Consider the following 14,335-nt stretch of genomic DNA (forward strand, 5'->3'; position numbering starts at 1 on the left):
GCCGTGCCGGCCGCGGAGGCGTCGTCGTGCCCGAGGCTACGAACGCGGGTCGGGGCGCGGGGAACGACCCAGGGTCGAGGTGTAGCCGCGCGCGGCGCGCGGGTCGGGGGACAGCGCGTCGCGGCGCAGGCGTGCCGCTTCGGCCACGTCCGTCACGTCCACCGGAGCGCCGGCCTCGGGGCCACCGGCGGCCGGGTCGGCGTCCGGACCCTGCGACGCCGCCTCGACCCGCTCGAGCTCGACCGTCAGGCGGGACAGCTCGGCCGCGATGTTCTCGCGCGCCGGCTCCTCCCACTGCCGCCCCATCGGGGAGCAGAAGATCTTCGGGCGGTCGGTCAGCTTCCGCAGGATCGCGATGCGCGCCTCGAGGTAGTCCTCGGCGGGGATGTGGGCGTACTCGGCCCGGATGTTCTTGCGATACGCGGCGTACTTCTGGGGCTCGCACGCGAGGCCGGCGAGGTCGGCGTCGCTCAGCGCCTGGGCGTCGACGTCGACCGTGGAGGCCGAGTGGCGGTGGATCTGCGCGATCATGGCGGCGATCCGCTCGACGATCGTCGGGGAGATGCCCAGCTCCGGCAGCTCCCGGCGAGCGCGCTCCGCGCTCGCCATCGTGTCCTCGCCGCCCTTGTGCGCGTAGGACGCCCGCGCCAGAGCGGTGAACTCGGCGCCGTGGTACCAGCCGGCGATGCGCACGACGTCGGGGTCGTGCGTCTCCTCGGCGAGCTGGTCGATGCTGGCGAGCACGTCCACGAGGTGCTTGATCGCGTGGTGGAAGCGGTCGGGGCTGGACCAGCTGGCCACCAGACCCTCGGCGACGGACTCGATCAGGTGCGTGGGAGCGTCGGCGCCGATGGCCCTGGCGCTTCGGGTGAAGGCGGGCACGAGCCACTGCGGAGCTTCGATGAAGCCCATCTCAGGCATCCAGTTCTGTTCTGTGTCGGATCACGAGCGGGAGCCATCGTAGCCCCGAACGTAGGCGCCTCAGGGCACGGGTCGCCGAGGTCCGAAGAGCGACGGGTCGGGGGGAGGAGGCGGCCGCCTCAGCGTGGGACGGGGCCGAACTCGCCCGCCACGTGCTGCCCGGCCGGCGCGCCGCCGTCGTCAGCCCCCGCACCGGGGTCGTCCACCTCGACGGCGGGCAGCCACACCTGCATCGTCGCCCCGCCCCCCGGCGTCTCGACGCACCGCACCCAGCCGCCCAGCGCCGTCGTCATCGCCGAGACGATCGACAGCCCGAGCCCGGACCCGCCGGCGTCGCGGGAACGTCCGGCGTCCAGTCGGGCGAACCGCTCGAAGATGCGCGTCCGGTCCTCGGCGGGCACACCGGGCCCGTGGTCGACCACCGACATCAGCACGCCGTCCTCGGAGTCGGTCGCCACCAGCTCCACCGGCGATCCCTCCGGCGTGTAGGCGGCGGCGTTGCCGACGAGGTTGGTCAGCACCTGGCGCAGCGCCCCGTCGTCCGCCGCCACGGCTCGCAGCCCAGCGCCGAACCCGGCACCGAACCCAGCCCCAGCAGAACCCGCCACCACCGTCACCCGCCGCGTCGGATCCAGCACCCGCAGGTCCCGCGCCGCATCCTCGAGGTGCACCCGCACGTCGAGCGGTTCGATCGTCATCGGTGCGCCCTCGTCGAGCCGCGCGAGCGAGAGCAGGTCCGTGACCAGCGCCGTCATCCGCACCGACGACGCCTCGATCCGCGCCATCACGCCCGGCACCTCGTCGGCCGGGATGCCGCCGATCCGGTACAGCTCGGTGTACCCGGTCACGGTCGCCAGCGGCGTGCGCAGCTCGTGGCTCGCATCGCCGACGAACGCCTTCATCCGGTTCTCGCTCGCCTGCCGCGCCGTGAAGGAGGACTCCACCTGCCCGAGCATCGTGTTGAGGGAGGCCGCGAGCGAGCCGACCTCGGTGCTCGCCGGTGCCTCGTCCACGCGCAGGGTGAGGTCGCCAGCGGCGATGCTCGCCGCCGTCGCCTCGATGCGGCGCAGCGGCCGCAGGCTCGAGCGGACGACGGCGTAGGTCGCGATCGCGGTCAGCGCCAGCACACCGCCGCCGACGGCGATGAGCGCACCCGCCATCATCCCCATCGTCGCGTTGACGGCCGTGAGGGGCAGGGCGACGGCGGCCGTGCCCGTCACCGTCCCGTAGTCGTTGGTCAGGGGGGCGACGATCACGCGCCACGACACCCCGTCGGTGCCACCGACGGCGAAGGGTTTGCCGGCGCGCTCGGACACGGCGTCGACGTCGAGCCCCGCCAGGGTCGGCCCGCCGAGCTCGGCCGCCGCGGCCTCACCGCCGGGTGAGGGCAGGACCACGCAGTCGTTCCGCACGCACCGCTGGACCTCCTCGCCGTCGGGCGTCGCGATCACGACGGCGTAGTCCGTCGGCAGGGTGGAGTTCCTCGCGCTCCCGAGCCCCTGGGCGTCCGAGAACGCCGCGGTCACGATGTCCTGCGCGGCGCTGCCCAGCTGGCGGTCCACCTCGCGCACGAGCGAGGACTTCAGCAGCGTGAGCGCGAGCCCGCCCACCGCCACCAGGGCGAAGGTCAGCAGGATCGAGAACAGCACCACCAGCCGTGCGCGCAGCGGCAGCTGGCGCCAGGCCGTCACGGCGTCTTGAGGACGTACCCGAGGCCCCGGCGGGTGTGGATGAGCGGGACCGGCGCTCCGCCGTCGGGCGATGCAGGATCGGCGGCGTCGACCTTGCGCCGCAGGTAGGAGATGTAGGACTCCACGATCGTGGGTTCGCCGCGCCAGTCGTAGTCCCACACGTGGTCGAGGATCTGGGCGCGCGAGAGCACCCGGCCGGCGTTCGCGGTCAGGTAGCGCAGCAGCTCGAACTCGGTGGGGGAGAGCTCGATGAGACGTCCGCCGCGGCGCACCTCGCGGGCGTCCGAGTCGATCTCGAGGTCGGCGTAGCGCAGCACGGCCGAGTCGTCGTCGGTCTCGTGCGTGCGGCGCAGCACGGCGCGGATGCGCGCGACGAGCTCCTCGAGGCTGAACGGCTTGGTGACGTAGTCGTCCCCGCCGACGGTCAGACCCGCGACCGTGGAGGCGACGTCGTCGCGCGCCGTGAGGAACAGGACCGGCACCCGGATGCCGCGCTCGCGCAGCCGACGCGTCACCTCGAAGCCGTCGATGTCGCCCAGCATCACGTCGAGCACGACGAGGTCGGGCTCGACCTGGGCGATCACCTCGAGGGCGTCGTGGCCGCTCGAGGCCGTCGCGACGTCGAAGCCGGCGAAGCGCAGGGAGGCGACCAGGAGGTCGCGGAGGCTGGGTTCGTCGTCGACGACGACGACCCGCGCCTCGGGCGTGGTGGTGGCGGACATGCCGCCATTGTGCTCCCGTCGGCTGGGATCTGCCTGGGAGCTCCCTGGACGCCGCCGGGGCCGCGCCGAACGGCCGACCTACAGGTAGCGCATCGGGTCGAACGCGCCGATCGGGATGATGCGGACGCGCGGCAGCGGCGTGTTGAACGCGCCGAGGTCGTCCTCGAGGTCGTGGATCGTCAGACCGTCCTCGGTCAGCTCGGTGAAGCGAGCGTTGGCGAACTCGCGGAAGGCCAGCAGGCCGACGCGGTGGTCGCCCTCGAGCAGCTGCTCCACCTGCGGGAGGAAGTCGCCGTCGTGGCTGGCGAGCAGCACGTCGCCGCCGTTGGCCGAGATGGCCTCCAGCATGCGCTGGATACCGATGTCGACGACCTTCTCGTTCGAGCTTCCCGACAGCGGGATCGGGTGGTAGCCGAGCGCCAGCAGCGCCTGCACGAAGCCCATCGGCATCTGACCCGAGGAGGCGTTGAGGAAGAACAGCGCGGTGATCGGCTGGTTCCACAGGGCCTGCGCGTAGTTGGTCACGCGCTCCCAGCGCGGACGCTCCTCGGGGGCGGGGCGGTGGCCCAGCACGCTCATCCCGAGGGTCGCGTCGATGTTCTCGCCGTCCACCAGGAGGTAGGTGCGGCGCTGGGTCTGCTCGGGCTCCATGGGCTCACAGTAACGACGTGGCGCGGCGGAGTCCGACTCGCACGACGGCGGGCCCCGGGAAGTCCCCGGGGCCCGCCGTCGCGCGTGGGTGGGAGTGCCGGATCAGCCCTGCGTGATCTGGTCCTGCGTGCCGGCCGCGGGCAGCACGCCGCCCGGGTTGCGCAGCGCCTCGAGCCGCAGCTCGATCTCGGTCTTGTCACCCTCGGACTCGAGCGCCTCGAACTGCGACTCGAAGCTCGAGGCGGAGAGCTCGGCCTGGCCGGCGGCGTGCGCCTCCTCGCGACGCACCGCGTCCTCCCAGCGCCCGAGCTCCGACGTCGGGTCGAGGACGTTGATCGAGCCGATCGAGTCCTGCACCTGACGCTGCGCCTGGGCGGCCTTGGCGCGCGCGACGAGCTGGTCGCGCTTGCTCTTGAGCTGTCCCAACTTGTCCTTCATGCCGGCCAGGCCGGCCTTGAGCTTCTCGGCGGTGTCGGCCTGCGACGCCACGAGCGGGGCGCTGGAGGAGACCTCGCGCTCGAACTCGAGCTGCTTGCCGAGGGCCACGCGGGCCAGCTGCGTGAAGCGGTCGGCGTCGGCGGCGTTCCCCTCGCCCGCCTTGCGCTGGGCCGTCGCGGCGGCGGCGGCCGCCTTGGCGCCCCACTCGGTGACGGCGGCGCGGTCGGCCTCGAGGTCGGCCTGCGCGAGGCGGACGTTCCCGATGGTCTGCGCGATGGCGTTCTCGGCCTCGACGATGTTGTTGGTGTAGTCCCGGATCAGCTGGTCGAGCATCTTCTCCGGGTCCTCGGCACGGTCCAGGAGCGAGTTGATGTTCGCCTTCGCCAGCTGGCTGATCCGTCCGAGGATGGTCTGCTTCTCTGCCATGCGTCGTGCCCTTCCGTTGACCGCCCGACGGGCGGTGGTCTGAGGGACGGCGGCGGCGCCGTCGTCCGAGAGCGTGGTGCCAGCCTAGAACCGGCCGCCACCGGAACGGCCGCGCGAGCCGCCGCCGGATCGGCGGCTGCTGCCGCTCGAGCGCCGGCTGCTGCTGCTGGACCGGCGCGAGGAGCCGCCGCCGCCCCACGAGGAGCCGCCGCCACCGCCCCAGGACGATCCGCCGCCCCACGACGACCCGCCGCCCCACGAGGAGCGACGCCGCGCGCCGTTGTTCCCGAGCATCCCGCCGAGGATGAGCGAGCCCAGGTCGAGCCCGCCGCCGCCCGAGGACCCGTAGCCCTGCTGCGTCTGCTGCTGCTCCCACTGCGCCACGTCGGCCTGCGCGAGCTGGCTCGCCGATCCCGCGAGACCCTCGGCCTGCTGCAGCGTGGCGACAGCGCGCTGCGGGTCGGTCGCGCTCTCCTCGTGGGCGACGCCGAGCAGCCGGATCGCCTCGGCCAGCCGCGTGCGGGCCTCCGGGCCGACGGCGCCGCGGCGGGCGTCGATGTAGGCGTTCGTCGAGCGGATGGCGCTGTCGAGGCGCGCGGTGCGCTCGCCGATCTGCGCGCGGGCGCGCTGCGCGACCTCGGCCTGCTCCCGGCGCGGGGCGAGCGCCGCGTCCAGGGCGGACTCGGCGTCGGCCAGCGCGGCGAGGGCGCCGAGCGGGTCGCCGCCGGGCGCGGTGGCGGACGACGCCGTCGCGAGCGCCTGCCTGGCCGCCCCCGTGAGCGGAGCGAGGGCGGGGTCGCCCGGGGCGAGCCGGTCCGCGTCGGCCACGTCGGCCGTGATGGAGGCGGTCGCCTGCTGCAGCCGGGCAGCGGCGTTCGCGAGGTCCTGCTGGGCGGAGTCGACGGCGTCGAGCAGCGCCGCGGCCTGCGTCAGCGCGTTGCGGGCCACGTGGGCCTGTGCGACGGCGGCCGCCGCGTCCCCGGACGCGACGTGCTGCTGGCCCGTGACGACGCTGCCGCCCGCACCCTCGATCAGCTGCGAGGCGTGGTCGGGGTTGGCGGAGACGGACGCGAGCGCCGTCGGCGGGTACTGCACCGCGAGGTTGACCAGGGTGGCGCGTGCGGGCTCGACCCGGCCGCGCAGCTCCTCGGCGCGGCGGCCGAGCTCCTCGAGCGTGGCGGGCACGGTCGCCTGCTCCTGACGCAGCGCGTCGAACGCCTCGGCCTGCGCGCCGAGCTGCTGCGAGACGCCCTGGCAGATCTGGAGGATCTGCGTCGCGACGGCGCGGCGCCCGGCGTCGTCGCCCTCCGGGAGGGTGTCGAGCTGCTTGCGCAGCGCGAACGCCTGCGCGACCTGCGGCTTGGCCCGGGCGAGCGACGCCGAGAACTCGCGGGTCGCCTCGGCCCCGAACTGCGCCTCGGCGAACCCGAGGTCCTGCTCGAACTCGCGCAGGTCGTCGTCGATCTCCACCAGGGCCGGACCGGCCTGGGCGACGAGCTGCTCGGTGGTCTGGCCCTGGGGGGCGCCGGCGCGGCCGGTGCCGGCGCCGTTGCCGTTGCGACGCCGTCGGGATGCCACCACGCCGATGCCGACGGCGGCCCCCGCCACCACGACGCCGCCGACCACGAGCGGGCCGGTCACGCCGGACACCCCGCCGGACCCGCCCTGCAGGGCCTCGGCGACGACGACGGTCGCGTCGCCCCACGGGGCGCCCTGGTCGGCCGCCGCGGTGAGGGCGGTGGCGGCGGCGGCGTCGGCCCGGTCGTAGACGGAGTCGGGGACGGTGTCGGTCGCGGAGATGTAGTAGTCGCGGTCCTCGACGGCGATCGCGAGCAGCAGGTCGTCCTCGCCGAGGTCGGACAGCTCTGCGGAGGTGTCGGCCCACTCGATGCGGTCGACGCCGTCGAAGGAGTCCACGTAGACGGCCCACAGGCGGTAGTCGCCGTCGGTCTCCATCGCGGAGATCGCGGCCTCGGCGTCGGCAGTGCTCCCGACGACGCCCTGCGACGTGAGGTCGGTGACGCGGCCGTCGAGCCGCAGCGGCGCGTCGGCCGCGGCGCGGGGGGCGAGGAGGCCGGACGTCAGGACCAGCAGCGCGAGGCCCGCCGCGAGCGCCGACAGCACGCGGATCAGCGGGGTCGCGGGCGGTCGGGCGGACAGGGCCGGGGTCGTGCCGCGAGCAGTCATGCCCTCGATCCTGGCGTCCGGGGCGGTGCGGCGCAACGACGTCGGCCGGGGAGAGCTGCCCGTGGACGGCGGTACGAGGGAATGCGGAGGCCGCCGAGGTCGTTGCCCGACACGAGACATCTCTGCGTCACCTCGGGTGACCGGCAGCACCGACCCGCGACGAACGAGGCCCACGCATGTCCAGCAGCACCCCCACCTCCGGCCCCGACGGCGGGTACGGCTCGCCCGTGCGCGTCGCCGACGCCGTCGACGTGATCGCCGACGCGTCCGACGCCGTCGTCGCCCCCGTCCCGCCCGCGGCCCTCGCCGTCGACGACGCCGCACCGGTCCCCGACCGCCTGACGCCCGCCAACCTGCGACTGCTGGTCCTGCTGCTGGTGTCCGCGTTCGTCGTGATCCTCAACGAGACCACGATGGGCGTGGCGCTGCCGCCGATCATGGCGGACTTCGGCATCACCGCCGCGACGGGGCAGTGGCTCACGACGGCGTTCCTGCTCACCATGGCCGTCGTGATCCCGACGACGGGCTGGCTCCTGGGGCGGCTCGGCACGCGCCGGGCGTACCTGCTGGCGATGTCCGCGTTCACGGTGGGGACGGCGCTCGCCGCCTTCGCGCCGTCGTTCGAGCTGCTGCTCGGCGCGCGGGTCGTCCAGGCGTCCGGCACGGCGATCATGATGCCGCTGCTGATGACGACCGTGATGAGGATCGTGCCGTCGTCGCAGCGCGGACGCGTGATGGGCAACGTCTCGCTGGTGATCGCCGCGGCCCCGGCGCTCGGCCCGAGCGCGTCCGGCTTCGTGCTGATCAACCTCACGTGGCACTGGATCTTCGGCCTGGTGCTGCCGATCGCGATCATCGCGCTGGTCTGCGGCGCGCGCTGGGTGCGCGACACGAGCACGCCCGCCAGCATCCCGCTCGACATCGTCTCGGTCCCGCTCGCGGTGGTCGCGTTCGGCGGCCTGGTGTACGGCCTGTCGGGTCTCGGCGAGGCCGCGCAGTCCGACCCGATCGTGCCGGCGTGGGTGCCGATCGTGGTGGGCGCGCTCGCGCTCGGTGCGTTCGTGTGGCGCCAGCTGGCGCTCGGCCGCGAGGGCCGCGCGCTGCTCGACGTCCGCGTGATGACGGTGCGGGAGTTCTCGCTCGCGGTGCTCCTGATGTGCCTCGCGATGTTCGCGATGTTCGGCGTCATGCTGCTGCTCCCGCTCTACCTGCAGGGGGCGCTGGGGCTGACGCCGCTCTCCACCGGCCTGCTGATGCTGCCGGGCGCCCTCGCGATGGGTCTCCTCGGACCGGTGGTGGGCCGGGTGTACGACCGGATCGGGCCCCGGCCGCTCGTGGTGCCCGGCCTCGCGCTCAGCGCGACCGGCCTGGTGGTCCTGGCCGCGGGGCCGGCGAGCGCGTGGGTCGTGCTCGGCGGTCACGTCATGATGAGCCTCGGCATGGCGCTCGTGTTCACCCCGATGTTCACGCTCGCGCTCGGTTCGCTCACCGGCTCCCTGGTGCCGCACGGCTCGGCCGCGATCGGCACGCTGCAGCAGCTCGCGGGCGCGGCCGGGACGGCGGCGTCCGTCGCGATCCTCACGGTGCGCGAGACGTCGGCGCTGGCCGGCGGTGCGAGCGAGGTCGACGCGATCTCGACCGGCGCGCACGGTGCGTTCTGGGTCGGGGCCGGGGTGATGGGCGCCGCGGCGCTCGCGGCGCTGATGCTGCCGCGTTCGGTGCCGGCGACGCCGGAGGGTGCGGCGCCCGTCCACTGACGGCCGGGGGCGGTGCGCCCCCGGCCCCCATCATCGACTGGCACGTCTACCTCGGCTAAGCCCTCCCCAACCGAGGCAGACGTGCCAGTCGATCGTCGTCGGCCGGTGGCTGAGGGGCACGGGGCGAGCGGGCGAGTCAGCCGGGCTGCCTCGCCCGCAGCTGCGTGGCCCCGAACTGTCCCCAATCCGCGGTACCGGCTGGACTGTCTACAGCGTCATCGGCCGCGCCGGCGCAGGCCTGCCGTCACCGTGTTGTCTCTCCGGATGACCGATCCTCTCGCCAGGTTGGACGCCACGCTCGGCTCCGGTACCAGGACCGGGGCGCGGAGTCGGACCATCGACGTGCCCCCGGCCCTCGTCGAACTCGCCGCGCGACAGCTCGGTCTGCTCAGCCGGCGACAGTGCGTCGCGGCGGGAATGCCACCTGGGCGCATCGACCGTCTGACGGCGCGTGGTGACTGGCGCGTGATCACCCGGGGTGTGCTGCTCGTGGACCCCGGCGCCGTCCCGAGGGGTGACTGGGGGGCGCGCGCGCGGCAGCGGGCCCTGGTGGCCGCACTGGCCGGCGGCCCGGACGTGGTGGTGGTCGGCCTCGGCGCGCTCGCGCTGGGAGGCGTTCACGGACTGCCGCTGCACTACGTCCCGGAGTTCACGTCGCTGTCCGGGGTGCACCTGCGGTCCAGCGCCCAGGCCCGCGCCCGCCGTCTCGAGCGGCACGCCGCGATCGACGGCCATCCGAAGCTGGTCCAGGTCGGCGGCGTCACGATCGCCGGACCACTGTGGGCGCTGTCGCAGGGGTTGCCCGGCATGGACAGGGAACACGCTGTCGCCGTCGTCGACAGCGCGCTGCAGGTGGGGGCGATCTCGCCCTCCGCGCTCCCAGTCCTGACGGATCTCCTGGCGGGCAGTCGCGGGGTTCGCTCGCTGCGCCGGTGGCTCACCCTTGTCGACGGGCGTGCGGAGTCGCCCCTGGAGACACGGGCGCGCCTCGAGTGTCACGACGCCGGAGTCCCACCCGATGACCTCCAGCGTGTCGTGCTGGACGCGCGTGGACGGTTCATCGGCCGCTGCGACATGGTGTGGGAGCTGGGCGGAGGTCGGCTGCTCGTCATCGAGATGGATGGCGGGCACCACCGCCGAGACGGACAGATCGACATCGACAACGCCCGCGACAACTCCCTCACCCGGGCTGCGCACGTCGTCTACCACTACGGCTGGCGCCACCTGGGTACCCACGTCATCGCTGCCACGGTGCGCGACGAGCTCGGCCGGGCCGGGCGGGCTGCCTGAACGGTCCGCCGCCCACTCGACTGTCACGTCTGACTCGGTTGCGGGCGGCTGCCCGAGGCAGACGTGACAGTCGACGACTCAGAGGCGTCACTCCCCGCCGTCGGCCGCCTCGCGCTCGCCGTCGGCCGCGTCCAGCGACGCCAGGTCCTCGGCGTCGACGATCCGGTACGCGTACCCCTGCTCCGCGAGGAACCGCTGGCGGTGCGCCGCGAAGTCGGCGTCGACCGTGTCCCGCACGACCACCGCGTAGAAGTACGCCGACCGCCCGTCGCCCTTGGGCCGCAGCAGCCGACCGAGCCGCTGCGCCTCCTCCTGCCGCGAGCCGAAGGCGCCGGACACCTGGATCGCCACGGCCGCCTCCGGCAGGTCCACCGAGAAGTTCGCGACCTTCGAGACCACGAGCACCCGGATCTCCCCGGACCGGAACGCCTCGTACAGCTTCTGCCGCTGCGTCACGGTGGTCGCCCCCGTGATCACGGGAGCATCGAGAGAGGCGGCGAGCTCCTCGAGCTGGTCGAGGTACTGCCCGATCACGAGCGTCTGCTCCTGCGGATGCTTCGCCAGCAGCTGCCGCACCACGTCGATCTTGCCCGGCGCGGTGGCCGCCAGCCGGTAGCGGTCCTCGGGCTCCGCCGTCGCGTAGGTCATCCGCATCGTCTCGGGCAGCGACAGCCGCACCTCCACGCAGTCGGCCGGCGCGATGTAGCCCTGCGCCTCGATGTCCTTCCACGGGGCGTCGTAGCGCTTCGGCCCGATGAGCGAGAACACCTCGTCCTCGCGCCCGTCCTCGCGCACCAGCGTCGCGGTCAGGCCGAGCCGACGGCGCGCCTGCAGGTCCGCCGTCATGCGGAAGATCGGGGCGGGCAGCAGGTGCACCTCGTCGTAGAGCACGAGGCCCCAGTCACGCGCGTCCAGCAGCTCCAGGTGCGGGTAGGCACCCTTCCGCTTCAGCGTGAGCACCTGGTACGTGGCGATCGTGACCGGCCGGATCTCCTTGCGCGCACCGGAGTACTCGCCGATCTCCTCCTCGGTCAGCGTGGTCCGCTTCACGAGCTCGTCGCGCCACTGCCGCGCACTGACCGTGTTCGTCACGAGGATGAGCGTGGTCGCCTTCGCCGCCGCCATCGCGCCGGCCCCCACGATCGTCTTCCCGGCACCACAGGGCAGGACGACGACGCCGGAGCCCCCGTGCCAGAACGTCTCCACCGCCTCGGCCTGGTAGGGCCGCATCGCCCAGCCGTCCTCGGCGAGCGCGATGTCGTGCGCCTCACCGTCCACGTAGCCGGCCAGGTCGTCGGCGGGCCAGCCGAGCTTCAGCAGCACCTGCTTGAGGTGGCCGCGCTGGGAGGGGTGGACGACGACGGAGGTGTCGTCCAGCCGCGTCCCCACCAGACCCTGGGTCCGCTTGGAGCGCAGCACCTCCTCCAGCACGGCCCGGTCCAGCGCGTGCAGCACGAGGCCGTGCGCCGGGTCGGTGAGGATCTGCAGCCGGCCGTAGCGCGACATCGTCTCGGCGACGTCGACCAGCAGCGAGTGCGGCACGGGGTAGCGCGAGTAGCGCACCAGGGTGTCGACCACCTGCTCGGCGTCGTGGCCCGCGGCGCGCGCGTTCCACAGGCCGAGCGGGGTCAGGCGGTAGGTGTGGACGTGCTCGGGCGCGCGCTCCAGCTCCGCGAACGGGGCGATGGCGCGCCGGCACGCTCCGGCGTCGGGGTGGTCCACCTCGAGCAGGAGGCTCTTGTCGGACTGGACGATCAGGGGGCCGTCGGGCATCCGACCATCCTCCCAGGTATCCCGCCGAAGGTGTCCCTCGTGTCCCGGAGTCCTCCGAGCCCCGTCAGATCCGTTCGACGTCCGCGATCCGGTGCAGCGCGATCGTCAGGTCGCTGCCGCGCTCGAGGTCGCGCGCGATCACGTGACCGCCCTGCACCCGCATCGGGGCGAGACGACGGCGGTCGGCCGCCCCCGAGGGCCCCACGATCGTCACCCACACGTGCGCCGCGTCGCGCACGGCCGTCCGCAGCAGCGCCACGCCGTCGGCCGGGTCGCCCGCCCCGCCGCCGCGCGCGCCCACCTTCTCCGCCTCGCGCAGCCGACGCACGGCGGCGAGCAGGTCGTCCAGTTCCGCCGTCGCCGTCGTGACCACGCGTGCGCGACGCGGCGGGGCGGCGAGCGTCTCCGACTCCTCGGCGGTCGCGACGACGACGCCGTCCGGCCCCTCGATCAGCACCGCCCGCCCGCTCCCGCGCAGCGCCAGCGCGAGTCGTCCGGCGGGCAGCTGCGAGATCGCGACGGTCGGCGCGAGCAGCCGCAGCGCGAGGTCGGAGTCGGCCACGAGCGCGGTGAGCAGGGCCGCGTCGTCGCTGCGCAGGTAGGACGACGCCGGACCGGCGCGCAGCCCGCCGTGGCGTCGTTCGGCGTCGCGGATCGCGTACTCCAGCGCCTGGGGCACGGGCGTGCGGCTGAGCGCGGCGAGCGTGGCGAGCACGTCCGACGCCGTCAGCCCCGCCTCGATCGCGCGGCTCAGCGACGCCGTCGTGAAGCGCGCCGTGACGCCGGATCCGCGCGACTCGACGTCCGTGGCGCGCTCCAGCAGCTCCTCGATGGCGCGGCTGGGGCGGCCGGGGACGATCGCGGTCAGGTCGGCCTGCAGCAGGATCTCCTCGACGGCGGGCGGCAGGTCGGCCTCGAGGGTCGCCGCGAGCGCGGGCACGTCCTCACCGGCCAGCAGTGCCGCACCGGACCGGCTGAGCGCGCCCGCGGCCACGACGCCGATCAGGTCGGCCTCGGCGAGCACCGCGGCCACGGCCCAGTCGGGCGGCGGTGAGACGGGGGTGTGCCAGTCGAGGTGGCCGCGGACGGCGGCCAGGTCGGGGGCGCTCCCGGTCGGCCACGCGGCGAGCGCCTCGAGCACCCGACGGCGCAGCCGGGCCGCCCAGCCCCGCTCCAGCCCGGGTTCGAGCACGGCGCGCAGGGCGCCGTCGTCGGCCCGCGTCCCCACGAGCGCGAACGCTCGCTCGCTGTGCAGCCAGACGTGCGCGAGGCGCGCCCAGCGCAGGGTGGGGGCGTCGCCGTCGTGCGTGCGGGTGGGCGCCCAGAGCGCGCCGTCGTCGTCGTGCGCCTGCCCGATCTCGGCCGCGGCGGCGGCGAGCTCGACGAGCAGCACGGTGGTGCGCTCGTCCGCCTTGATCGCGGTGCCCGTGCGCCGGATCTCGCGCACCCCGACCCCGCCCGAGCGCAGCGCACCGGCCGGGTGCACGGCCCACGTCTCCGTCAGGTCCGCCAGGTGGCGGTGCAGCTCGAGCGCGGCGCGCGCGGACTCGGCCGCGACCGTCTCCGGCGTCACGACGGCGGCGGGGGCCGTCGGGGGGACGGCCGTCAGGTCGCGGTGGGTGCGGCCGCCGCGCAGCTCGATCGCCGTCGCGGCGGGCAGCACGATGCCGCCGTCGGCCGTGCGGCGCACGAGCGAGCGTTCGAGCAGCTCCTCGACGGCGAGCGCGACGCCGCCGGCGGTGGGCGCGTCGGACGCGTCGCCAGCCGTGCCCGCAGAGCCCACCGGGGCCGGCTCGGCGGGCGCCCCGAACGTCCCCACCGGCGGCCCCCACGTGAGCGCGTCGAGGATGCGGCGAGCCGGCGGCGTGAGCCCCTCCGTCGCGGCGACGGCGGCGGTCGAGCCCGCCACGGGTTCGACGGCGATCGCGAGCCCCGCGGGCCGGGGACGCGCGGCGGCGACACCGGCGCCGGGGAGCCACGCGCCGTCGGGCGCCGCGGGGGAGGGGGCGACGGCGACGAGCAGCGCGAGCCCGACCAGCCCGGTCAGCGGGACGGCGGCGTCCTCGAGCCCGGTCGCAGCGGCGACCGCGGCGGTGGTGACAGGAGCGGTCGCCATCGGCGCCAGCGTCGGCGACGTCAGCGCCACCACGGCGTCCAGCGCAGCCAGGTGCGGCGTGTCGAGCCCGGCGACGGCGAGCTGCACCGAGCGGACGGTCGCGGCGCGGGCGGCGAGCGCGGTGAACGAGCCGGGAAGCGGGGACGCGAGATCGGGCCGTGCCTGGAGGAGGGCGGCGAGCGCGTCGTCGGTGAGATCGGCCGGCGTGGGCGAGCCCGTGCTGCCCTGCGGTGGGTTCGGGGGTGGGGTGGCCATCGTCCCCACGCTAGCGCGCGGGGGAGCGGGGGCATCGCCGCCGACCTGGCCGGTAGCATGGCTGCTGCCTCACTCGTGCTTCGCCCCGTGCAAGAAATGGACCCCTTC

At 74.7% G+C, this 14,335-nt stretch carries 10 protein-coding genes; 2 read left to right on the forward strand and 8 right to left on the reverse strand.

The annotated features are described in order from the left end of the window. Positions 1-36: 36 nt before the first annotated feature. From SERN_RS08960 to SERN_RS15975, 6 genes are all read right to left on the reverse strand, one after another. Positions 37-921 (reverse strand): HD domain-containing protein, encoded by an 885-nt coding sequence (locus tag SERN_RS08960; protein ID WP_199241554.1) that lies wholly within the window; start codon positions 919-921, stop codon positions 37-39. A 119-nt stretch (positions 922-1,040) separates the two neighbouring features. Then, positions 1,041-2,612 (reverse strand): sensor histidine kinase, encoded by a 1,572-nt coding sequence (locus tag SERN_RS08965; RefSeq protein WP_135849727.1) that lies wholly within the window; start codon positions 2,610-2,612, stop codon positions 1,041-1,043. Further along, positions 2,609-3,334: a response regulator transcription factor gene (locus SERN_RS08970; RefSeq protein ID WP_135849728.1), complete on the reverse strand. Its 726-nt coding sequence runs from the start codon at positions 3,332-3,334 to the stop codon at positions 2,609-2,611. The genes SERN_RS08965 and SERN_RS08970 overlap by 4 nt, the downstream gene beginning before the upstream one ends. Before the next feature lie 78 nt (positions 3,335-3,412). Then, a complete protein-coding gene (locus SERN_RS08975) occupies positions 3,413-3,985 on the reverse strand; it encodes an NYN domain-containing protein (protein ID WP_135849729.1) in 573 nt (190 codons plus the stop codon). A gap of 102 nt (positions 3,986-4,087) precedes the next feature. Further along, positions 4,088-4,849, reverse strand: a complete 762-nt coding sequence (locus SERN_RS08980; RefSeq protein WP_135849730.1) for a PspA/IM30 family protein — start codon at positions 4,847-4,849, stop codon at positions 4,088-4,090. A gap of 84 nt (positions 4,850-4,933) precedes the next feature. Further along, positions 4,934-7,036: a TPM domain-containing protein gene (locus SERN_RS15975; RefSeq protein ID WP_158292620.1), complete on the reverse strand. Its 2,103-nt coding sequence runs from the start codon at positions 7,034-7,036 to the stop codon at positions 4,934-4,936. Positions 7,037-7,212: 176 nt separating this feature from the next. Here SERN_RS15975 and SERN_RS08990 point away from each other — a divergent pair, with 176 nt between their 5' ends. Both SERN_RS08990 and SERN_RS08995 read left to right on the forward strand, forming a co-directional pair. After that, a complete protein-coding gene (locus SERN_RS08990) occupies positions 7,213-8,793 on the forward strand; it encodes an MDR family MFS transporter (protein WP_135849732.1) in 1,581 nt (526 codons plus the stop codon). 264 nt (positions 8,794-9,057) lie between these two features. Next, positions 9,058-10,083: a type IV toxin-antitoxin system AbiEi family antitoxin domain-containing protein gene (locus tag SERN_RS08995; protein WP_135849733.1), complete on the forward strand. Its 1,026-nt coding sequence runs from the start codon at positions 9,058-9,060 to the stop codon at positions 10,081-10,083. A gap of 87 nt (positions 10,084-10,170) precedes the next feature. Here SERN_RS08995 and SERN_RS09000 read toward each other — a convergent pair whose 3' ends face one another. Together SERN_RS09000 and SERN_RS09005 are read right to left on the reverse strand one after the other, a co-directional pair. Beyond that, the gene (locus SERN_RS09000; protein ID WP_135849734.1) at positions 10,171-11,856 is read right to left on the reverse strand and encodes a DNA repair helicase XPB; all 1,686 of its coding nucleotides are present in this window, start codon (positions 11,854-11,856) and stop codon (positions 10,171-10,173) included. A 64-nt stretch (positions 11,857-11,920) separates the two neighbouring features. Further along, positions 11,921-14,227 carry a helicase-associated domain-containing protein gene (locus tag SERN_RS09005; protein ID WP_135849735.1) on the reverse strand — a complete coding sequence of 769 codons (2,307 nt, stop codon included), beginning with the start codon at positions 14,225-14,227 and terminating at the stop codon, positions 11,921-11,923. Positions 14,228-14,335: the final 108 nt, after the last annotated feature.

This window comes from Serinibacter arcticus, assembly GCF_004786095.1.
GTDB lineage: Bacteria > Actinomycetota > Actinomycetes > Actinomycetales > Beutenbergiaceae > Litorihabitans > Litorihabitans arcticus.